This window comes from Blastococcus sp. HT6-30, assembly GCF_039729015.1.
Classification (GTDB): Bacteria; Actinomycetota; Actinomycetes; order Mycobacteriales; family Geodermatophilaceae; genus Blastococcus.
In genome coordinates this window covers 3,128,900-3,148,820 of sequence record NZ_CP155792.1, presented here as the reverse complement: position 1 = coordinate 3,148,820, position 19,921 = coordinate 3,128,900, and the positions used below count along the sequence as shown (strand labels likewise).

Annotated in this window: 30 protein-coding genes and 1 pseudogene; 30 read left to right on the top strand and 1 reads right to left on the bottom strand. The window is 69.1% G+C overall.

The window, feature by feature from the left end:
• Positions 1-44: 44 nt before the first annotated feature.
• Positions 45-1,085, bottom strand: coding sequence for an LLM class F420-dependent oxidoreductase (locus ABC795_RS15240; RefSeq protein WP_347058018.1), 1,041 nt, complete (start codon positions 1,083-1,085; stop codon positions 45-47).
• A 528-nt stretch (positions 1,086-1,613) separates the two neighbouring features.
• On the opposite strand from ABC795_RS15240, the gene rpsL reads away from it, so the two are divergent.
• From rpsL to rpmJ, 30 genes and pseudogenes are all read left to right on the top strand, one after another.
• Entirely contained in the window at positions 1,614-1,988 is a 375-nt protein-coding gene (gene rpsL / locus ABC795_RS15235) for a 30S ribosomal protein S12 (protein WP_347058017.1), read from the top strand.
• Entirely contained in the window at positions 1,988-2,458 is a 471-nt protein-coding gene (gene rpsG / locus ABC795_RS15230) for a 30S ribosomal protein S7 (protein WP_091929116.1), read from the top strand. Before rpsL ends, rpsG begins: the two co-directional genes overlap by 1 nt.
• 85 nt (positions 2,459-2,543) lie before the next feature.
• Positions 2,544-4,643, top strand: coding sequence for an elongation factor G (gene fusA, locus ABC795_RS15225; protein WP_347058016.1), 2,100 nt, complete (start codon positions 2,544-2,546; stop codon positions 4,641-4,643).
• Between the two features lie 174 nt (positions 4,644-4,817).
• A complete protein-coding gene (gene tuf / locus ABC795_RS15220; protein ID WP_347058015.1) occupies positions 4,818-6,011 on the top strand; it encodes an elongation factor Tu in 1,194 nt (397 codons plus the stop codon).
• A 127-nt stretch (positions 6,012-6,138) separates the two neighbouring features.
• Entirely contained in the window at positions 6,139-6,444 is a 306-nt protein-coding gene (gene rpsJ, locus ABC795_RS15215) for a 30S ribosomal protein S10 (protein ID WP_014377994.1), read from the top strand.
• Positions 6,445-6,459: 15 nt separating this feature from the next.
• The gene (gene rplC / locus ABC795_RS15210; RefSeq protein ID WP_347058014.1) at positions 6,460-7,125 is read left to right on the top strand and encodes a 50S ribosomal protein L3; all 666 of its coding nucleotides are present in this window, start codon (positions 6,460-6,462) and stop codon (positions 7,123-7,125) included.
• Positions 7,122-7,898, top strand: coding sequence for a 50S ribosomal protein L4 (rplD, locus tag ABC795_RS15205; protein ID WP_347058013.1), 777 nt, complete (start codon positions 7,122-7,124; stop codon positions 7,896-7,898). The genes rplC and rplD overlap by 4 nt, the downstream gene beginning before the upstream one ends.
• On the top strand, positions 7,895-8,197 hold the full coding sequence (gene rplW, locus ABC795_RS15200) for a 50S ribosomal protein L23 (protein WP_347058012.1): 303 nt from the start codon (positions 7,895-7,897) through the stop codon (positions 8,195-8,197). The genes rplD and rplW overlap by 4 nt, the downstream gene beginning before the upstream one ends.
• Before the next feature lie 43 nt (positions 8,198-8,240).
• Positions 8,241-9,074, top strand: a complete 834-nt coding sequence (rplB, locus tag ABC795_RS15195) for a 50S ribosomal protein L2 (RefSeq protein WP_073421345.1) — start codon at positions 8,241-8,243, stop codon at positions 9,072-9,074.
• 23 nt (positions 9,075-9,097) lie between these two features.
• Positions 9,098-9,379, top strand: a complete 282-nt coding sequence (gene rpsS, locus ABC795_RS15190) for a 30S ribosomal protein S19 (protein ID WP_091536448.1) — start codon at positions 9,098-9,100, stop codon at positions 9,377-9,379.
• Between the two features lie 20 nt (positions 9,380-9,399).
• Positions 9,400-9,747: pseudogene (rplV, locus tag ABC795_RS15185) on the top strand (50S ribosomal protein L22); the annotation flags it as partial.
• 119 nt (positions 9,748-9,866) lie between these two features.
• Positions 9,867-10,799 (top strand): 30S ribosomal protein S3, encoded by a 933-nt coding sequence (rpsC, locus tag ABC795_RS15180; protein WP_347058011.1) that lies wholly within the window; start codon positions 9,867-9,869, stop codon positions 10,797-10,799.
• A gap of 4 nt (positions 10,800-10,803) precedes the next feature.
• Positions 10,804-11,220, top strand: coding sequence for a 50S ribosomal protein L16 (gene rplP, locus ABC795_RS15175; RefSeq protein WP_040338546.1), 417 nt, complete (start codon positions 10,804-10,806; stop codon positions 11,218-11,220).
• The gene (gene rpmC / locus ABC795_RS15170; protein WP_097194642.1) at positions 11,220-11,453 is read left to right on the top strand and encodes a 50S ribosomal protein L29; all 234 of its coding nucleotides are present in this window, start codon (positions 11,220-11,222) and stop codon (positions 11,451-11,453) included. Before rplP ends, rpmC begins: the two co-directional genes overlap by 1 nt.
• A complete protein-coding gene (rpsQ, locus tag ABC795_RS15165; protein WP_347058010.1) occupies positions 11,450-11,740 on the top strand; it encodes a 30S ribosomal protein S17 in 291 nt (96 codons plus the stop codon). Before rpmC ends, rpsQ begins: the two co-directional genes overlap by 4 nt.
• A gap of 203 nt (positions 11,741-11,943) precedes the next feature.
• A complete protein-coding gene (gene rplN, locus ABC795_RS15160) occupies positions 11,944-12,312 on the top strand; it encodes a 50S ribosomal protein L14 (RefSeq protein ID WP_091929103.1) in 369 nt (122 codons plus the stop codon).
• 35 nt (positions 12,313-12,347) lie between these two features.
• Positions 12,348-12,662 (top strand): 50S ribosomal protein L24, encoded by a 315-nt coding sequence (gene rplX, locus ABC795_RS15155; protein ID WP_014377982.1) that lies wholly within the window; start codon positions 12,348-12,350, stop codon positions 12,660-12,662.
• Between the two features lie 32 nt (positions 12,663-12,694).
• Positions 12,695-13,249 carry a 50S ribosomal protein L5 gene (rplE, locus tag ABC795_RS15150; RefSeq protein WP_347060732.1) on the top strand — a complete coding sequence of 185 codons (555 nt, stop codon included), beginning with the start codon at positions 12,695-12,697 and terminating at the stop codon, positions 13,247-13,249.
• Positions 13,250-13,268: 19 nt separating this feature from the next.
• Positions 13,269-13,454 (top strand): type Z 30S ribosomal protein S14, encoded by a 186-nt coding sequence (locus tag ABC795_RS15145; RefSeq protein ID WP_089336472.1) that lies wholly within the window; start codon positions 13,269-13,271, stop codon positions 13,452-13,454.
• 153 nt (positions 13,455-13,607) lie between these two features.
• Positions 13,608-14,018, top strand: a complete 411-nt coding sequence (gene rpsH, locus ABC795_RS15140) for a 30S ribosomal protein S8 (RefSeq protein WP_284491279.1) — start codon at positions 13,608-13,610, stop codon at positions 14,016-14,018.
• Between the two features lie 15 nt (positions 14,019-14,033).
• The gene (gene rplF, locus ABC795_RS15135; RefSeq protein WP_347058009.1) at positions 14,034-14,573 is read left to right on the top strand and encodes a 50S ribosomal protein L6; all 540 of its coding nucleotides are present in this window, start codon (positions 14,034-14,036) and stop codon (positions 14,571-14,573) included.
• Complete coding sequence (gene rplR, locus ABC795_RS15130) at positions 14,573-14,980, top strand: 50S ribosomal protein L18 (protein WP_347058008.1); 408 nt, start codon at positions 14,573-14,575, stop codon at positions 14,978-14,980. The genes rplF and rplR overlap by 1 nt, the downstream gene beginning before the upstream one ends.
• Before the next feature lie 49 nt (positions 14,981-15,029).
• Positions 15,030-15,644 carry a 30S ribosomal protein S5 gene (gene rpsE, locus ABC795_RS15125; protein WP_026857030.1) on the top strand — a complete coding sequence of 205 codons (615 nt, stop codon included), beginning with the start codon at positions 15,030-15,032 and terminating at the stop codon, positions 15,642-15,644.
• Between the two features lies 1 nt (position 15,645).
• On the top strand, positions 15,646-15,828 hold the full coding sequence (rpmD, locus tag ABC795_RS15120; protein ID WP_347058007.1) for a 50S ribosomal protein L30: 183 nt from the start codon (positions 15,646-15,648) through the stop codon (positions 15,826-15,828).
• Between the two features lie 34 nt (positions 15,829-15,862).
• Complete coding sequence (gene rplO, locus ABC795_RS15115; protein WP_347058006.1) at positions 15,863-16,306, top strand: 50S ribosomal protein L15; 444 nt, start codon at positions 15,863-15,865, stop codon at positions 16,304-16,306.
• 133 nt (positions 16,307-16,439) lie between these two features.
• Positions 16,440-17,750 carry a preprotein translocase subunit SecY gene (secY, locus tag ABC795_RS15110; RefSeq protein ID WP_347058005.1) on the top strand — a complete coding sequence of 437 codons (1,311 nt, stop codon included), beginning with the start codon at positions 16,440-16,442 and terminating at the stop codon, positions 17,748-17,750.
• Positions 17,750-18,352 carry an adenylate kinase gene (locus ABC795_RS15105; RefSeq protein WP_347058004.1) on the top strand — a complete coding sequence of 201 codons (603 nt, stop codon included), beginning with the start codon at positions 17,750-17,752 and terminating at the stop codon, positions 18,350-18,352. Before secY ends, ABC795_RS15105 begins: the two co-directional genes overlap by 1 nt.
• Positions 18,353-18,380: 28 nt before the next feature.
• Positions 18,381-19,238 carry a type I methionyl aminopeptidase gene (map, locus tag ABC795_RS15100; protein ID WP_347058003.1) on the top strand — a complete coding sequence of 286 codons (858 nt, stop codon included), beginning with the start codon at positions 18,381-18,383 and terminating at the stop codon, positions 19,236-19,238.
• A gap of 269 nt (positions 19,239-19,507) precedes the next feature.
• Positions 19,508-19,729 (top strand): translation initiation factor IF-1, encoded by a 222-nt coding sequence (gene infA, locus ABC795_RS15095; protein WP_012950459.1) that lies wholly within the window; start codon positions 19,508-19,510, stop codon positions 19,727-19,729.
• Between the two features lie 67 nt (positions 19,730-19,796).
• Positions 19,797-19,910, top strand: coding sequence for a 50S ribosomal protein L36 (gene rpmJ / locus ABC795_RS15090; RefSeq protein ID WP_012950458.1), 114 nt, complete (start codon positions 19,797-19,799; stop codon positions 19,908-19,910).
• The last annotated feature ends 11 nt before the right edge of the window (positions 19,911-19,921 follow it).

Genomic DNA, 19,921 nt, shown 5'->3' with positions numbered 1-19,921 from the left:
AGGCCCCCGGCGGCTCTCCCCGGCCTGTGGGGCCTGCAGCTTGCTCAGCCGGCGAGCCGCTTCATCGTCTCCACGGTCTTGAGGCGGCCCTCACGGCTACCGTCGAGAGGCTGGAGCATGAGCGTGGTGACCCCGGCCTCGCGGAAGGCCGCGATGCGCTCCGCGACGTGGCCCTCCGGGCCGATGAGCGAGGACGCCCGCACCAGCTCGTCCGGCACCGCGGCGGCGGCCTCGTCCTTCTTCCCGCCGAGGTAGAGGTCCTGGATGGTCTTCGCCTGCGCTTCGTAGCCGTACCGGACGGCGAGGTCGTTGTAGAAGTTCTTGCCCCGTGCCCCCATGCCGCCGATGTAGAGCGCCAGCGACGGCTTCACGAACTCCAGCATCGGCTCGACGTCCTCGCCGATCGCCACGGGGACGCCGGTGGTGACCTGCAGGTCGCCGAGCGCCGGGTCCCGCTTGGCCTTGCCGGCGGCGAGGGATTCGCCCCACACCGACGCCGCCTTCTCGGGCACGAAGAAGATCGGCTCCCAGGCCTCGGCGATCTCGGCGGCGAGCTCGACGTTCTTGGGGCCCAGCGCGGCCAGCATCACCGGGATGCGCTCGCGCACCGGGGTGTTGATGAGCTTGAGCGGCTTGCCCAGGCCGGTGCCCTGATCGGCCGGCAGCGGGATCGTGTACTTCCGGCCCTGGTGGTCCAGACGGTCGCGACGCCACACCTGCCGGCAGACCTCCACGACCTCGCGGGTGCGCTGCAGCGGGGCGTCGTAGGGGACGCCGTGCCAGCCCTCGATCACCTGCGGGCCCGAGGCGCCCAGGCCGAGGGTGAAGCGCCCGCCGGAGACGAAGTCCAGGCCGGCGGCGGTCATCGCGGTCAGCGCCGGGGTCCGGCTGTAGATGGGGAAGATGGCGCTCAACAGCTCGACCCGCTCGGTCACCGCCGCGAGGTAGCCCAGCTGGCTGACCGCGTCGAAGGTGTAGACCTCGGCCACCGCGGCCAGGTCGAGCCCCGCGGACTCGAGGTCGCGGATCTCCGCCGCCGTCTCCTGGAAACCACCGCTGTAGCTGGCCTGGATGCCGATGCGCACGTGCACTCCTCTGTGTCGCGGCGCCACCGTCGGCGCCGTCCCGCACGCTATCGGGCGCCGCGCGGGGAAGCGGAGGAGCTGTGCCTCGGCGGCACACGGCGGTACCGTGCGGACAGCTCGTCCCTGCCCGGCCCCTCCGGTCGACGTGTCGACGTGTGTGAGGGACCCCGCCTTTGACCGTCTCCACCGGCACGGGTATCGTGGTCAGCCGTGCCCAGGGTGCCCTGGGCCTGCTCCCGTTCGCGGTGCGCCTGGGTGGCCAGAGGTGAGAACTTCAGGCCGCCGGGGACCGCCCTTCCGGACCTGATCCGGGGGGTGGCGGCGCCGAGTCGCGAGGGGCAACCGAGTTCGGTCCGACACCGAACCGGTCCCGGGAAGGGCGACACGCCCGACCGCGTGGACCGGACGTTGGAACACGACCGCCCCCGGGAAGGTTCCGACGAGGAGCCGGCACCCCAGCACCACCGCAGAGCAGTCAGCAGGTATTCGACAGCACCACCCAGCGCAGGTAGGAGATCCAGGCCACCCATGCCCACGATCAACCAGCTGGTCCGCAAGGGCCGCGAGGACAAGGTCGAGAAGACCAACACCCCGGCGCTGAAGGGTTCGCCCCAGCGTCGCGGTGTCTGCACGCGCGTGTACACGACGACGCCGAAGAAGCCGAACTCGGCGCTGCGCAAGGTCGCTCGCGTCCGCCTCACCAGTGGCATCGAGGTGACCGCCTACATCCCGGGCGTCGGCCACAACCTGCAGGAGCACTCGATGGTGCTCGTGCGCGGCGGCCGTGTGAAGGACCTGCCCGGCGTGCGGTACAAGATCATCCGCGGCTCGCTGGACACCCAGGGTGTCCGCAACCGCAAGCAGGCTCGCAGCCGGTACGGCGCGAAGAAGGAGAAGAGCTAATGCCGCGCAAGGGCCCCGCACCGAAGCGTCCGCTGGTCGCCGACCCGGTGTACCAGTCGCCGCTGGTCACCCAGCTGGTGAACAAGGTGCTGGTCGACGGCAAGCGTTCGGTCGCCGAGGCGATCGTCTACGGCGCGCTCGAGGGCGCCCGCGCCAAGACCGACACCGACCCGGTCGTCACGCTGAAGCGCGCGCTGGACAACGTGAAGCCGGCCCTCGAGGTCCGCAGCCGCCGCGTCGGTGGCGCGACCTACCAGGTCCCGGTCGAGGTCCGAGCCTCCCGCAGCACGACGCTCGGCCTGCGCTGGCTCATCCAGTACAGCCGGGCCCGTCGCGAGAAGACGATGACCGAGCGCCTGATGAACGAGCTGCTCGACGCGAGCAACGGCCTGGGTGCCGCCGTGAAGCGGCGCGAGGACACGCACAAGATGGCCGAGTCGAACAAGGCCTTCGCGCACTACCGCTGGTGACGTCCGTCCACCAGCACCCGCGGCCGGCGGGAAGTCCGGGCCACCCCCGGACCCCGCTCGCGGACCAGAACAAAGAGGAGAAGTAATGGCCAGCAACGAGGCCCAGCTGCGTAAGACCCGCAACATCGGGATCATGGCGCACATCGACGCCGGCAAGACCACCACGACCGAGCGCATCCTCTTCTACACCGGCATCACGTACAAGATCGGTGAGGTCCACGACGGCGCGGCCACGATGGACTGGATGGAGCAGGAGCAGGAGCGCGGCATCACCATCACGTCGGCCGCGACGAAGTGCTCCTGGAACGGCCACGACATCAACATCATCGACACCCCCGGGCACGTCGACTTCACCGTCGAGGTCGAGCGGTCGCTGCGGGTGCTCGACGGCGCGGTCGCGGTCTACGACGGTGTCGCCGGTGTGGAGCCGCAGACCGAGCAGGTGTGGCGGCAGGCCGAGAAGTACGGCGTCCCGCGCATGTGCTTCGTCAACAAGCTCGACCGCACGGGCGCCGACTTCTTCCGCTGCGTCGACATGATGGTGGAGCGGCTGGCCGCCAACCCGCTGGTGCTGCAGCTGCCGATCGGTGCCGAGGCCGACTTCATCGGCGTCGTCGACCTGGTCGAGATGCGCGCCCTCACGTGGCGCGGCGAGACCAAGATGGGCGAGGACTACGCGGTCGAGGAGATCCCGGCCGAGCTCGCCGACCAGGCCGCCGAGTACCGCGAGAAGCTGCTCGAGAACATCGCGGACTTCGACGACTCGCTCATGGAGGACTACCTCGGTGGCGAGGAGATCTCCGTGGACCGGCTCAAGGCCGCCATCCGCAAGGCCACCATCGGTGGTCAGGTGAACCCGGTCCTGACCGGCACCGCCTTCAAGAACAAGGGCGTGCAGCCCCTGCTCGACGCGGTCGTCGACTACCTGCCCAGCCCGCTGGACATCGAGGCGATCGTGGGCACGGCCCTCGACGGCGAGACCGAGGTGCTGCGGCACGCCGACGAGGACGAGCCGTTCTCCGCTCTGGCGTTCAAGATCCAGACCGACCAGCACCTGGGCAAGCTGACCTACATCCGCGTCTACTCCGGCCGGCTCGACGCCGGGTCCCCGGTGCTGAACAGCACCAAGGACCGCAAGGAGCGGATCGGCAAGATCTACCAGATGCACGCCAACAAGCGCGAAGAGCGCGAGGGCGTGGGCGCCGGCCAGATCGTGGCCGTCAACGGCCTGAAGCAGACGACGACGGGTGACACCCTCTGCGACCCGCAGAAGCCGGTGATCCTCGAGTCGATGACCTTCCCGGCCCCGGTCATCTCGGTCGCCATCGAGCCCAAGACCAAGAGCGACCAGGAGAAGCTGGGCACCGCCATCCAGAAGCTCGCCGAGGAGGACCCGACCTTCCAGGTGAAGCTGGACGAGGAGACCGGGCAGACCGTCATCTCCGGCATGGGCGAGCTCCACCTGGAGATCCTGGTGGACCGGATGCGCCGGGAGTTCAACGTCGAGGCCAACGTCGGCAAGCCGCAGGTGGCCTACCGCGAGACGATCCGCAAGGCCGTCGAGCGCTACGACTACACGCACAAGAAGCAGACGGGTGGCTCCGGGCAGTTCGCGAAGGTCCAGATCGCGATCGAGCCGCTCGAGATGAGCGCCGACTCGGCGACCTACGAGTTCGAGAACAAGGTCACCGGTGGTCGCATCCCGAGGGAGTACATCCCCTCGGTCGACCAGGGCATGCAGGACGCGATGCAGTACGGCGTCCTGGCCGGCTACCCCATGGTGGGCGTCAAGGCCAGCCTGCTCGACGGCCAGTACCACGAGGTCGACTCGTCGGAGATGGCCTTCAAGATCGCCGGCTCCATCGCCTTCAAGGAGGCAGCGCGCAAGGCCAGCCCGGCCCTGCTCGAGCCGCTGATGGCGGTCGAGGTCACGACGCCCGAGGACAACATGGGAGACGTGATCGGCGACCTGAACTCCCGCCGCGGGATCATCCAGGCGATGGAGGAGCGCTCCGGCGCCCGCGTCGTCCGGGCCCTGGTCCCGCTGTCGGAGATGTTCGGCTACGTGGGCGACCTGCGCAGCCGCACCCAGGGACGGGCGAGCTACTCGATGGTGTTCGACTCGTACGCCGAGGTCCCGGCCAACGTCGCCAAGGAGATCATCGCGAAGGCGACGGGAGAGTGAGCATCGCAGGGCCGTCCGCGGCCCGAGGAGCGGAGCGATCCCGGAGCCGAGTCATGAACTCCGCGGAGGCGACCGGCGAGTAACCGGGAGGCGGGCCGACAGCCCGCGACCTCCTGAGCAGAGCCCCCACCCCAGAGCACGCACCACCTGCGTAACCACGAGGAGAGGAACCCAGTGGCCAAGGCCAAGTTCGAGCGGAACAAGCCGCACGTCAACATCGGCACCATCGGGCACATCGACCACGGCAAGACGACGCTGACCGCAGCGATCACCAAGGTCCTGCACGACAAGTACCCGAACCTCAACGAGGCGTCCGCGTTCGACCAGATCGACAAGGCGCCCGAGGAGAAGGCTCGCGGGATCACGATCTCGATCGCGCACGTCGAGTACCAGACCGAGAACCGGCACTACGCGCACGTCGACTGCCCCGGGCACGCCGACTACATCAAGAACATGATCACCGGTGCCGCGCAGATGGACGGCGCGATCCTGGTCGTGGCCGCCACCGACGGCCCGATGCCGCAGACCAAGGAGCACGTCCTCCTGGCCCGCCAGGTCGGCGTCCCCTACATCGTCGTGGCGCTCAACAAGGCCGACATGGTCGACGACGAGGAGATCCTCGAGCTCGTCGAGCTGGAGGTCCGCGAGCTGCTCAGCGAGTACGAGTTCCCGGGCGACGACGTCCCCGTGGTCCGCGTCTCCGCGCTGAAGGCCCTCGAGGGCGACGCCGAGTGGGGCGACAAGCTCATGGAGCTCATGGACGCCGTCGACTCGGCGATCCCCGAGCCGGAGCGCGAGATCGACAAGCCGTTCCTCATGCCCGTCGAGGACGTCTTCACGATCACCGGTCGCGGCACCGTCGTCACCGGTCGCGTCGAGCGCGGCATCGTGAAGGTCTCCGAGGAGATCGAGATCGTCGGTATCCGCGAGGGTTCGACGAAGACGACCGTCACCGGCGTCGAGATGTTCCGCAAGCTGCTCGACCAGGGCCAGGCCGGCGACAACGTGGGCCTGCTCCTCCGCGGCATCAAGCGTGAGGACGTGGAGCGCGGCCAGGTCGTCGTGAAGCCCGGCTCGATCACCCCGCACACCAACTTCGAGGGTTCGGTCTACATCCTCTCGAAGGACGAGGGTGGCCGTCACACGCCGTTCTTCAACAACTACCGTCCCCAGTTCTACTTCCGGACGACGGACGTGACCGGCGTCGTGACCCTGCCCGCCGGCACCGAGATGGTCATGCCGGGCGACAACACCGAGATGACGGTGGAGCTCATCCAGCCCATCGCCATGGAGGAGGGTCTCCGGTTCGCCATCCGCGAGGGTGGCCGGACCGTCGGCGCTGGGCGCGTCACGAAGATCATCAAGTAACACCCTGACAGGCGGCGGCCGGGGATCCGGCCGCCGCCCGGTCATGGGTCTGGGACAACCCGGATCCGCCCGGGTCAGCAGACCCACTTGAACCTTCACAACCGATCGGCAGGAGCGAGAACAGGCGATGGCGGGACAGAAGATCCGCATCCGGCTGAAGGCATACGACCACGAGGCCATCGACGCCTCGGCGCGGCGCATCGTGGAGACGGTGACGAAGACCGGAGCGCGCGTCGTCGGCCCGGTGCCGCTGCCGACGGAGAAGAACGTGTACGCGGTGATCCGTTCACCGCACAAGTACAAGGACTCGTTCGAGCACTTCGAGATGCGCACGCACAAGCGGCTCATCGACATCCTCGACCCGACGCCGAAGACGGTCGACGCGCTCATGCGCATCGACCTGCCGGCTTCGGTCGACGTCAACATTCAGTAAGGGCAGTCAGCAGACATGGCGAGCACATTTCGTGGTCTCCTCGGCGAGAAGCTGGGGATGACCCAGGTTTTCGACGAGAACAACCGCCTCGTGCCGGTGACCGTCGTCAAGGCGGGCCCGTGTGTGGTGACCCAGGTGCGCACCCCCGAGGTCGACGGCTACTCCGCCGTCCAGCTCGGTTTCGGTGAGATCGACCCGCGCAAGGTGAACCGTCCCGAGGGCGGGCACTTCACCAAGGCGGGCGTCACGCCGCGGCGGCACCTGGTGGAACTCCGCACCTCGGACGCCGGCAACTACACGGTCGGCCAGGAGCTGACCACCGACGTGTTCGACGGCGTGGCCAAGGTGGACGTCATCGGCACCAGCAAGGGCAAGGGCACGGCCGGTGTCATGAAGCGTCACGGCTTCAAGGGTCTGGGCGCCGGTCACGGCACGCACCGCAAGCACCGCGCCCCCGGCTCGATCGGTGGCGCGTCCACCCCCGGCCGGGTCTTCAAGGGCCTGCGCATGGCCGGCCGCATGGGCGCGGTAAAGACCACGACCCTGTCGCTCAACGTCCACAAGGTGGACGCCGAGCGTGGCCTGCTGCTGATCAAGGGCGCCATCCCCGGCCCGAAGGGCGGCCTCGTGCTGGTCCGTTCGGCGGTCAAGGGTGGGCCCGTGGGGAGTGACGACAAGTGACCCAGTCCACCGAGACGCGCACCGACCGCCAGGTCGACGTGCGCACCCCGGCGGGGGAGACCTCCGGCAGCGTCACGCTGCCCGGTGAGCTCTTCGACGCCGATGCCAACGTCTCCCTCATGCACCAGGTGGTCGTGGCCCAGCTGGCCGCGGCCCGCCAGGGCACGCACGCGACCAAGACGCGGGCGCAGGTCCGCGGTGGTGGCGTCAAGCCGTACCGGCAGAAGGGCACCGGCCGGGCCCGCCAGGGCTCGATCCGCGCGCCGCAGTTCACCGGCGGTGGCATCGTGCACGGCCCCACGCCGCGCAACTACGAGCAGAAGACCCCGAAGAAGATGAAGGCCGCCGCCCTACGCGGAGCCCTCTCCGACCGGGCCCGCGAGGGCCGGGTGCACGTGGTCTCCGCGTTCGTGGACGGCGATGCCCCGAAGACGAAGGCCGCCCTGGCGACCCTCAACGCGGTGACGCAGGCGAAGCGGGTCCTCATCGTCCTGGACCGCGAGGACATCGTGAACTGGGTCAGCCTGCGCAACGTCCCCGAGGTGCACCTGATCGAGGCCGGCCAGCTCAACACCTACGACGTGCTGGTCTCTGACGAGGTGATCTTCACGGAGGCGGCGCTGGCCGAGTTCGTCGCCGGTCCGGCCAAGGGCAAGCGCTCCGGCGCCGACCTGCCCGACCTCGCCACCCACGAGATCGCCGGTGGCGTCCCGTCCATCGCCCCCGCCGCCGGCGAGGGCAACGTCGAAGAGACCACCGAGGAGAAGGCATGAGCGTCCGCGACCCCCGGGACGTCCTGCTCGCCCCGGTCATCTCCGAGAAGAGCTACGGCCTGCTCGACGGCAACCAGTACACGTTCATCGTGCGGCCGGACGCCAACAAGACGCAGATCAAGATCGCGGTCGAGCAGATCTTCAAGGTGAAGGTCCTCGGCGTGAACACGATCAACCGCCAGGGCAAGCGCAAGCGCAGCCGGGGTACCCAGATGGGCAAGCGCAAGGACACCAAGCGCGCCATCGTCTCCGTGGCTGCCGGCGACCGCATCGAGATCTTCGGTGGTCCCGGCGCCTGAGCGCCGTGACCGTTCGGACCAGAGATAGAGGACTGAGTCAGCAATGGCTATCCGCAAGTACAAGCCGACGACGCCGGGCCGCCGCGGCTCCAGCGTCGCCGACTTCGCCGAGGTCACGCGAGACCACCCCGAGAAGTCGCTGGTCCGACCGCTGCACGGTCGTGGCGGGCGCAACGTGCACGGGAAGGTCACCGCTCGTCACCAGGGCGGCGGCCACAAGCGTGCGTACCGGGTGATCGACTTCCGTCGCGCCGACAAGGACGGCGTGCCGGCCAAGGTCGCGCACATCGAGTACGACCCGAACCGCACGTCGCGGATCGCGCTCCTGCACTTCGCCGACGGCGAGAAGCGCTACATCATCGCGCCGGCCCGCCTGAAGCAGGGCGACACGGTCGAGTGCGGCCCTGCCGCCGACATCAAGCCGGGCAACAACCTGCCGTTGCGGAACATCCCGGTCGGCACGGTGGTTCACGCCATCGAGCTCCGTCCCGGTGGCGGCGCGAAGATCGCCCGGTCCGCGGGTACCAGCGTCCAGCTGGTCGCCCGTGAGGGCCGGTTCGCCCAGCTGCGCATGCCGTCGGGCGAGATCCGCAACGTCGACGTGCGCTGCCGCGCGACCGTCGGTGAGGTGGGCAACGCCGAGCAGTCGAACATCAACTGGGGCAAGGCAGGCCGGATGCGGTGGAAGGGCAAGCGCCCGACCGTCCGTGGTGTCGCCATGAACCCGGTGGACCACCCGCACGGTGGTGGTGAGGGCAAGACCTCCGGTGGACGCCACCCGGTGAACCCGAAGGGCAAGCCGGAGGGCCGGACGCGCAAGCGGAAGGCCAGTGACGCCCTGATCGTGCGCCGCCGGCGCACCAACAAGAAGCGCTGAGCGGGTAAAGGAGTCCGATAGACATGCCACGCAGCCTGAAGAAGGGCCCGTTCGTCGACGACCACCTGCTCGCCAAGGTGGACGCCCAGAACGAAAAGGGCACCAAGAACGTGATCCGTACCTGGTCGCGCCGCTCGACGATCATCCCCGACATGCTGGGCCACACCCTCGCGGTGCACGACGGCCGCAAGCACGTCCCGGTGTTCGTCACCGAGGCGATGGTCGGGCACAAGCTCGGGGAGTTCGCGCCGACGCGCACCTTCCGCGGGCACATCAAGGACGACCGCCGCTCGCGGCGGGGCTGACCAGGTAGAGAGAGATTCCGATGACTTCCCAGTTGGGACAGGAGGCGCCGGTCGCCCGGGCAACGGCCCGGTTCGTCCGCGTGACCCCCATGAAGGCCCGCCGGGTGGTGGACCTGATCCGCTACCTGCCGACCGACGAGGCCCTGGCGCTGCTGCGGTTCGCCCCGCAGTCGGCCAGCGAGCCGGTCGCCAAGGTCGTCGCCAGCGCGGTGGCCAACGCCGAGCACAACCTGCAGCTGGACCCGGCTGCACTCGTGGTCAGCGCCGCCTACGTCGACGAGGGCCCCACGCTCAAGCGGATCCGTCCGCGTGCGCAGGGCCGGGCGTTCCGCATCAACAAGCGGACCAGCCACATCACCATCGAGGTGAGCGAGGTGGCCACCAGCGCCGTCCTCGCGCAGAAGTCGCGCAAGGCGCGCCGGGACACCGGCCAGTCCGGCCCGGCTACCCAGCAGTCCACCAGCAACACGAGGGGAGGGACCCGCTAGTGGGTCAGAAGGTCAACCCGCACGGGTTCCGACTCGGGATCACCACCGACTACAAGTCCCGGTGGTACGCGGACAAGCTGTACAAGGACTACGTCAAGGAAGACGTCGCGATCCGCAAGCTCATGTCCAAGGGCATGGAGCGGGCCGGCATCTCCAAGGTGGAGATCGAGCGCACCCGTGACCGGGTCCGCGTCGACATCCACACCGCCCGTCCGGGCATCGTCATCGGCCGCCGCGGCGCCGAGGCCGACCGCATCCGCGGCGAGCTGGAGAAGCTCACCGGCAAGCAGGTGCAGCTGAACATCCTCGAGGTGAAGAACCCCGAGTCCGACGCGCAGCTGGTCGCCCAGGGCGTGGCCGAGCAGCTCTCCAGCCGGGTCAGCTTCCGCCGTGCCATGCGCAAGGCGATGCAGTCCGCGCAGCGGAGCCCGCAGGTCAAGGGCATCCGGGTGCAGTGCTCGGGCCGCCTCGGCGGCACCGAGATGAGCCGCTCGGAGTTCTACCGCGAGGGCCGCGTGCCCCTGCACACGCTCCGGGCGAACATCGACTACGGCATCTACGAGGCCCGGACGACCTTCGGTCGCATCGGCGTCAAGGTGTGGATCTACAAGGGCGACGTCAGCGGCTCCCGCGCCGAGCGCGAGGCCCTCGAGGCCCTCGCCGCCCGTCAGGGGCAGCGTCGCGAGCGCCCGCAGCGTCCGCGTCGGTCCGGCTCGTCCGGCACGACCGCCGGTGGCACCGAGGCCGGCCGTGCCGCTGCCGAGGGCACCACGCCCGTCGCGGCTGCGGATGACGCAGTGGTCGCGCAGACCTCCGGCGAGGCTCCTGCCGAGCAGACGCTCGGCCAGGCTGCCGGCCCGGAGGCCACCGCCGCTGCCGAGACCACGGCCGCCGAGAACACCACGGCTACGAGTTCGGAAGAGGGGGCCTGACGCCATGCTCATCCCACGGCGCGTCAAGCACCGCAAGCAGCACCACCCGAGCCGCTCCGGCCGGGCCAAGGGCGGCACCGAGATCAACTTCGGTGAGTACGCCATCCAGGCCCTGGAGCCGGCCTACGTCACGAACCGGCAGATCGAGTCGGCGCGTATCGCGATGACCCGGCACATCAAGCGTGGCGGCAAGGTGTGGATCTCGATCTACCCCGACCGGCCCCTGACGAAGAAGCCCGCCGAGACCCGCATGGGCTCGGGTAAGGGTTCGCCCGAGTGGTGGGTGGCCAACGTCAAGCCCGGTCGCGTGCTGTTCGAGCTGTCCGGTGTCGCCGAGCCCGTGGCCCGCGAGGCCATGCGCCGCGCGATCCACAAGCTGCCGATGAAGTGCCGCTTCATCACGCGTGAAGGAGAAGTGTGATGGCCGCCGGTCTGACCGCTCCCGAGCTGCGCGAGCTCTCCGCTGACGAGCTCGCCTCGCGGCTGCGTGAGTCGAAGGAAGAACTGTTCAACCTGCGCTTCCAGGTGGCCACCGGCCAGCTGGACAACAACCGGCGACTGCAGACCGTCCGCCGCGACATCGCCCGGATCTACACGATCATGCGCGAGCGCGAGCTGGGTCTCTCGGTCGCCCCGAACGAGGGTGTGGCATGAGCGAGACCCAGGAGTCGACCGGCCCCGGCCTGGCCGGCCGTGGCTACCGCAAGGTCCGCGAGGGCCTCGTCGTCAGCGACAAGATGGAGAAGACCATCGTCGTCGAGGTCGAGGACCGCGTGAAGCACGGCCTGTACGGCAAGGTCATCCGCCGGACGAGCAAGCTGAAGGCGCACGACGAGCAGGGGGTCGCCGGCATCGGTGACCGCGTGCAGATCATGGAGACCCGGCCCACGTCGGCCACCAAGCGGTGGCGGCTGGTCGAGGTCGTCGAGAAGGCCAAGTAAGCCTGCGCCAGGCGGCCCTCCGGGGCCGCTGCGGGTAGGAGTACCCTGGACGACTGGCGCGCGCCCCGGTGCGCGCCACATCCCGGTACCCGTGCTCCGGACGCACCGGCGGCGATCAGCCGCCGGTGCGTCCGCACGCGAGTGCCGGACAGCCGGTTCACCGTTCCGGCCCGGCTGTCACCACAAGTATTTGGGAGAAGGACGTGATCCAGCAGGAGTCGCGGCTGCGAGTCGCCGACAACACCGGTGCGAAGGAGATCCTCTGCATCCGGGTTCTCGGAGGCTCCGGGCGACGCTACGCGGGCATCGGTGACGTCATCGTCGGCACCGTGAAGGACGCGCTGCCGGGCGCCGGCGTCAAGAAGGGCGACGTGGTCAAGGCTGTCGTCGTCCGCACGGTGAAGGAGCGCCGTCGTCCGGACGGCTCCTACATCCGCTTCGACGAGAACGCCGCCGTGATCATCCGCGACAGCGGCGACCCGCGCGGCACGCGCATCTTCGGGCCCGTGGGCCGGGAGCTCCGTGACAAGCGCTTCATGCGGATCATCTCGCTCGCCCCGGAGGTGCTGTGATCATGGCTCAGGCAGCCAGCGGGAAGACCCCGTCGATGAAGGTCAAGAAGGGCGACACCGTCCTCGTGCTGTCCGGCAAGGACAAGGGCGCGAAGGGCCGCGTCATCGCCGCCTACCCCAAGCTCCAGAAGGTTCTGGTCGAGGGCGTCGGCCGGGTGAAGAAGCACACCCGCATCAGCTCGACGCAGCGGGGCGCCCAGCAGGGCGGGATCGTCACGCAGGAGGCTCCCATCCACGTCAGCAACGTGATGGTGATCGACTCCGAGGACAAGCCGACCCGGGTCGGCTACCGCAAGGACGAGGAAGGCCGCAACATCCGGGTCTCGCGGCGCACCGGTAAGGACCTCTGATCATGAGCGCACCCACCCGTGAGCTGCCCCGCATGCTCGCCAACTACCGCGACAACATCGTGCCCACGCTGCAGGGCGAGTTCGGCTACGAGAACGTCATGCAGATCCCGCGCCTGACGAAGATCGTCGTCAACATGGGCGTCGGCGAGGCCACCCGCGACGCGAAGCTGATGGACGGCGCGGTCCGCGACCTCACCGCCATCACCGGCCAGAAGCCCGCCGTCGTCCGGGCACGGAAGTCCATCGCGCAGTTCAAGCTGCGCGAGGGCATGCCGATCGGCGCCAAGGTCACCCTTCGCGGCGACCGCATGTGGGAGTTCCTCGACCGTCTGCTGTCGCTGGCTCTTCCCCGTATCCGTGACTTCCGCGGCCTCAACGCCAAGCAGTTCGACGGTCACGGCAACTACACCTTCGGGCTGACGGAGCAGTCGATGTTCCGCGAGATCGACGTCGACAAGATCGACCGGTCGCGCGGCATGGACATCACGCTCGTCACCACCGCCACCACCGACGAGGAGGGTCGCGAGCTGCTCCGCCAGCTCGGGTTCCCCTTCGCCGGCCAGCCCGTCGTCACGACCGTCCGCTGAGTCGGGCAGGAGAGAAGCTATGGCCAAGAAGGCGCTGATCAACAAGGCGGCCCGCAAGCCGAAGTTCGCGGTTCGCGGTTACACCCGCTGCCAGCGGTGCGGTCGCCCGCACTCGGTCTTCCGCAAGTTCGGCCTGTGCCGGATCTGCCTGCGGGAGATGGCCCACGCCGGGGAGCTCCCCGGCGTCCGCAAGAGTTCCTGGTAACGAAACAACCCCATGGCCTCGTCCAGAGGCTCGACCCGAGCGTGCGAGGGTTGACAGGGACGAGGCCTTTCTACGATCGCCGAGAGGCCCACGCGCCAAGTCCGGGAAGACCCGGCGCATGAGGAACCGCGGCGAGAGAGGCACCACTACGCCATGACCATGACCGACCCGATCGCAGACATGCTGACGCGTCTGCGGAACGCCAACCAGGCGTACCACGACTCCGCGGTCATGCCGTCGTCGAAGCTCAAGACGCACATCGCCGAGATCCTCCAGCAGGAGGGCTACATCGCCGGCTGGCGCGTCGATGACACCGACAAGGACGGCAACCCGTTCAAGCAGCTGGTGATCGACCTCAAGTACGGCCCCAACCGCGAGCGCAGCATCGCCGGGGTCCGACGGGTCTCCAAGCCCGGTCTGCGGGTGTACGCGAAGTCCACCGCACTGCCCAAGGTGCTCGGCGGCCTCGGCGTGGCGATCATCTCGACCTCGACCGGGCTGCTCACCGACAAGCAGGCGAACAAGAAGGGCGTGGGTGGGGAAGTCCTCGCCTACGTCTGGTAAGAGGAGCGAGCAGAGATGTCACGGATCGGACGACTCCCGATCGCCGTGCCCGGTGGTGTCGACGTAGCCATCGACGGTCAGACGGTCAGCGTGAAGGGGCCCAAGGGCGAGCTGCGCCACACGGTCGCCGCGCCGATCACCGTCGTGCGCGACGAGGACGGCACGCTGCGGGTGCAGCGCCCCAACGACGAGCGTCAGAACCGCGCCCTCCACGGGCTCTCGCGGACTCTGATCGCCAACATGATCACCGGCGTCACCGAGGGCTACACCAAGACCCTCGAGATCGTCGGTGTCGGATACCGCGTCCAGGCGCGCGGCTCGGACCTCGAGTTCGCCCTGGGCTACAGCCACCCCGTGCCGGTGAAGGCCCCCGAGGGGATCTCCTTCGCCGTCGAGTCGCCGACCCGCCTGCGGGTCAGCGGCATCGACAAGCAGCTGGTCGGCGAGGTGGCGGCCAAGATCCGCAAGATCCGCAGGCCCGACCCCTACAAGGGCAAGGGTGTGCGGTACCAGGGCGAGGTCGTCAAGCGCAAGGTCGGGAAGACGGGTAAGTGATGGCTCAGGCAGAGAAGGCCGCCCGGGTGCACAAGCCCGTCGGCACCGACATCAGCACGGCGCGCCGCGTCTCGCGGCTCCGTCGCCACAACCGGCTGCGCAAGCGGGTCGCGGGCACGGCGGAGCGTCCGCGCCTGGTGGTCAAGCGCAGCGCGCGCCACATCCACGTGCAGGTCGTCGACGACACGGTCGGCCGCACCGTGGTGAGCGCCTCCACGATGGACGCCAGCCTGCGCGGCTCCGAGGGCGACAAGTCCACCCTCGCCCGTCAGGTGGGTGCTCTGGTGGCCGAGCGCGCGAAGGCCGCCGGCATCTCGGCGGTCGTCTTCGACCGCGGGGGCAACCGCTACGCCGGGCGCATCGCCGCTCTGGCCGACGGTGCCCGCGAGGGTGGGCTGGACTTCTGATGACCACCCACCCCACCAGCACGAGCGAGCAGATCGAGAGGGACGTCTGATGCCAGGACCACAGCGACGCGGCGGCGGCGCCGGCGGCGGTAACGACCGCCGCGACCGTCGTGACGGCGGGCGGGGCCCCGGAGGCGCGCCCGCCGAGAAGAGCAACTACATCGAGCGCGTGGTCGCCATCAACCGCGTGTCCAAGGTCGTCAAGGGTGGTCGGCGCTTCAGCTTCACCGCCCTGGTGATCGTGGGCGACGGTGACGGCACCGTGGGCGTCGGCTACGGGAAGGCCAAGGAGGTGCCCGCGGCGATCGCCAAGGGCGTCGAGGAGGCCAAGAAGCACTTCTACAAGGTGCCCCGCATCGCCAGCACCATCCCGCACCCCGTGCAGGGCGAGGCGGCCGCCGGTGTCGTGCTGCTCAAGCCGGCCAGCCCCGGTACCGGTGTCATCGCCGGTGGCCCGGTGCGCGCCGTGCTCGAGTGCGCCGGGATCCACGACGTGCTGTCCAAGAGCCTGGGCTCGTCGAACCCGATCAACATCGTGCACGCCACCATGCAGGCGCTGAAGGACCTCGTCCGCCCGGAGGAGATCGCGGCCCGCCGCGGCCTGCCGCTCGAGGACGTCGCCCCCGCCGCCATGCTCCGTGCGCGTGCGGGTCAGGGGGTCTGAGATGGCACAGCTGAAGGTCACCCAGGTCAAGTCGGTCATCGGCACCAAGCCCAACCAGCGCCAGACGCTGCGCTCGCTGGGCCTCAAGCGGATCAACGACTCGGTCGTCCAGGAGGACCGTCCCGAGATCCGCGGGATGGTCGCGACGGTGCCGCACCTGGTCACCGTCGAAGAGATCAGCTGACGCTGGTCCGACGAAGCGCTAGTAGGGACATCTCATGACTCTCAAGGTCCACCACCTGCGTCCGGCCCCCGGCGCTCACACCGCCAAGACCCGCGTGGGTCGCGGTGAGGGCTCCAAGGGCAAGACCGCCGGGCGCGGCACCAAGGGCACCGGCGCGCGGGGCACCGTCTCCGCGCGGTTCGAGGGTGGGCAGACCCCGCTGAACATGCGGCTGCCCAAGCTCTCGGGCTTCAAGCCGCCGAACAAGGTCGTCTTCCAGGTCGTCAACCTCGACCGGATCGCGGCGCTGTTCCCGCAGGGCGGAGCCGTCAACCCGGACACCCTGGCCGAGGCCGGCGCCGTGCGCCGTGGCCAGCCGGTCAAGGTGCTCGGCACCGGCGAGCTCGGCGGCGTCAGGGTCGACGTGCAGGCGAACGCCTTCTCCGCCTCCGCGGCCGAGAAGATCGCCGCGGCCGGAGGCAGCACCACCCGCATCTGAGAAAGGACCCCTCTGCTCCCCGCCGCTCGCACGCTCGCGGCGGGTCCCTGCAGAGGGGCCTCCATCGGCCCGCCCTGCACTAGTGCGGGGCGGGCCGATTGCTATCGTCATCCGACCGATCAGGGGAGGGCACGTGCTGCAGGCGTTCGCCGCGGCGTTCCGGACGCCAGACCTCCGGCGCAAGCTGCTGTTCTCCCTGGCGATCATCGCCGTGTACCGGCTCGGCGCCGCGGTCCCCGGACCGGGCGTCTCGGTAGAGGCGATCAACAGCTGCCTCGAGCAGGCCCAGGCGTCCGACCAGCGCGACATCTACTCGCTGGTCAACCTGTTCTCCGGCGGCGCGTTGCTGCGACTGAGCGTGTTCGCGCTCGGGATCATGCCGTACATCACGGCGAGCATCATCGTGCAGCTGCTCGTGGTGGTCATCCCGCGCTTCGAGCAGCTGAAGAAGGAAGGGCAGTCGGGTCAGGCGAAGCTGACCCAGTACACCCGCTACCTGACCATCGCGCTCGCGGTCCTGCAGAGCACCGGTATCATCGCCCTCGCCCGCAGCGGCCAGCTGTTCCCCAACTGCACCCAGACGATCATCCCGTCCGAGTCGGTCTGGACGACGGTCATCCTCGTCGTCGCGCTCACCGCCGGTACCGCGCTGATCATGTGGCTCGGCGAGCTGCTCACCGAGAAGGGGATCGGCAACGGCATGTCCGTGCTGATCTTCACCTCGATCGCCGCGCGCATCCCCGCCGAGGGCGGCTCGATCCTGCAGACCCGCGGTGGCGTCGTGTTCGCCGTCGTCTGCGCCTTCGCCGTCGTCATCATCGGCACCGTGGTCTACGTCGAGCAGGCCCAGCGCCGCATCCCGGTGCAGTACGCCAAGCGGATGGTGGGTCGCCGCATGTACGGCGGGACATCCACCTACCTGCCGCTCAAGGTGAACCAGGCCGGCGTCATCCCGGTCATCTTCGCCTCCTCGCTGCTGTACCTGCCGCAGCTGATCGCCCAGCTGCAGGGCAGCGAGACCGGTACGGTGCGACGGTTCTTCGAGAACTACATCATCGACCAGAGCAGCCCGGTCCACGTCGCGATCTACTTCGCGATGATCATCTTCTTCACGTACTTCTACGTGTCCATCACGTTCAACCCGGAGGAGCGGGCCGACGACATGAAGCGCTACGGCGGCTTCATCCCCGGCATCCGGCCGGGCCGGCCGACCGCGGAGTACCTGCAGTACGTCCTGTCCCGGATCACGCTTCCGGGCTCGATCTACCTGGGTCTGGTCGCCGTGCTGCCGAACCTCTTCCTCTCCATCACGCAGGAGGGGCAGAACCAGAACTTCCCGTTCGGAGGGACCGCGGTCCTGATCATGGTCGGAGTGGGGTTGGAGACGGTGAAGCAAATCGAGACGCAACTGAACCAGCGCAACTACGAAGGGTTCCTGAAGTAGTGCGCGTCGTCCTCCTGGGCCCTCCCGGAGCGGGCAAGGGCACCCAGGCGCAGTTCATCGCCGGCGAACTCGGCGTCCCCGCGATCTCGACCGGTGACATCTTCCGGGCCAACGTCAGCGGGCAGACGGAGCTGGGGCAGAAGGCCAAGATCTACATGGACGCCGGTGACCTCGTGCCCGACGAGATCACCGTCGCCATGGTGAAGGACCGGCTGGCCGAGGAAGACGCCCGGGCGGGCTTTCTCCTGGACGGGTTCCCCCGCACGATCTCGCAGGCCGAGCAGCTCCGCGCATCGCTGGCCGAGCTCGGACACGGCCTCGACCGGGTCCTCGAGCTGGTGGTCGACGAGGAGGAGCTGGTCCGGCGGCTCTCCGGCCGGCGGATGCTGGTCGACGGGCAGATGGTCCAGCGCGACGACGACAAGCCCGAGACGGTGCGGCACCGGCTGAAGGTGTACCGGGAACAGACTGCCCCGCTGTCCGGCTTCTACGAGGACCAGGGTCTGCTGGCCCGCATCGACGCGATCGGTGCGGTCGAGGAGGTCACGGCCCGTGCGCTCGCCGCACTGGGTACGGACGGCGCGCAGCCGAGCGCAGACTGATCACCGGGCACCGGAGGCGGATCTGCACATGACAGGCGGGATCCTCGGCCGCCTTCCGCTGCTCGCGAAGTGGAGTGGACGCATGATCCAGATCAAGACCCCGCACGAGATCGAGCTGATGCGGGGCGCCGGCCTCGTCGTCGCCGGGGCCATCGCCGCCGTTCGCGCCGCGATCCGTCCCGGGGTGACCACCGGTGAGCTCGACGCGATCGCCGAGGACCGCATCCGCAGCGCGGGCGCGATCCCGTCCTTCCTCGGATACCACGGTTTCACCGGCAGCATCTGCGCCTCCATCAACGACGAGGTCGTGCACGGGATCCCGGACGTGAACCGAGCGCTGGCCGCGGGCGACAACATCTCCATCGACTGCGGGGCGATCCTGCAAGGCTGGCACGGCGACTCCGCCGTGACGGTCACGGTGGGGGAGCCCTCCGCCGAGGACGCAGCCCTGATAGCCGTCACCGAGCGGTCGATGTGGGCCGGCCTGGCCCGGGCAGTGGCCGGTGGCCGGCTCACCGACATCAGCTCCGCCGTGGAGCAGGCGATCCGGGACGAGGACCGCCCGTACGGCATCGTCGACAACTACGGCGGTCACGGCATCGGCACCGAGATGCACCAGGACCCGCACGTGCTCAACTACGGACGTCCCGGCCGTGGCCCGAAGCTGGTCCCCGGGCTGGCCCTGGCCATCGAGCCCATGGTCACCGTGGGTGATCCGGCAACCGTCGAGCTCGAGGACGGGTGGACCGTGGTCACCAAGGACGGCTCCCGCGCCGCCCACTTCGAGCACACGGTGGCCATCACCCCCGAGGGCCCGTGGGTGCTGACGGCCGAGGACGGCGGCGTCGCCGGCCTCGCCCCGTTCGGGATCACCCCGCGTACCTGAGCCTCGTGCAGGGAGCCGCCGCGAGCCTGCGAGTGGCGGGGAGCACGGGGTCCTTGCCGGAGGCCGGGTTGGATCGGCGCGCCGGGCCGAGGTACAGTAGCCGTTGGCGCTAGCGCCGTTCTGCCGTCGTGCTGTGGCCGCACGACCCGGAACGCCCTCTGCGAGAGTGCCTGCACCACCTGTTCTGCAATCTCCGAGCGCGTCCAGCCGGGCACCGGTGCGGGCGCACGAGGATCCAGTACCACCGAGTCAAGGAGCGCGTGTCGGGCATGGCGAAGAAGGACGGGGCCATCGAGGTCGAGGGTCGCGTCGTCGAGCCGCTGCCCAATGCGATGTTCCGGGTCGAGCTGCAGAACGGACACCGGGTGCTCGCCCACATCAGCGGCAAGATGCGGCAGCACTACATCCGCATCCTGCCCGAGGACCGCGTGGTCGTGGAGCTCTCGCCCTACGACCTGACCCGCGGTCGCATCGTCTACCGCTACAAGTGACCGCCGGCGGCCCGCACGTCGTGTGGGGTCCCGGCACATCGATTTCGAGGAATGAGGGGCGGCACCGGTGAAGGTCCAGCCGTCGGTGAAGAAGATCTGCGACAAGTGCAAGGTGATCCGCCGGCACGGCCGGGTCATGGTCATCTGCGACAACGCCCGGCACAAGCAGCGCCAGGGCTGAGGGAGTACCTG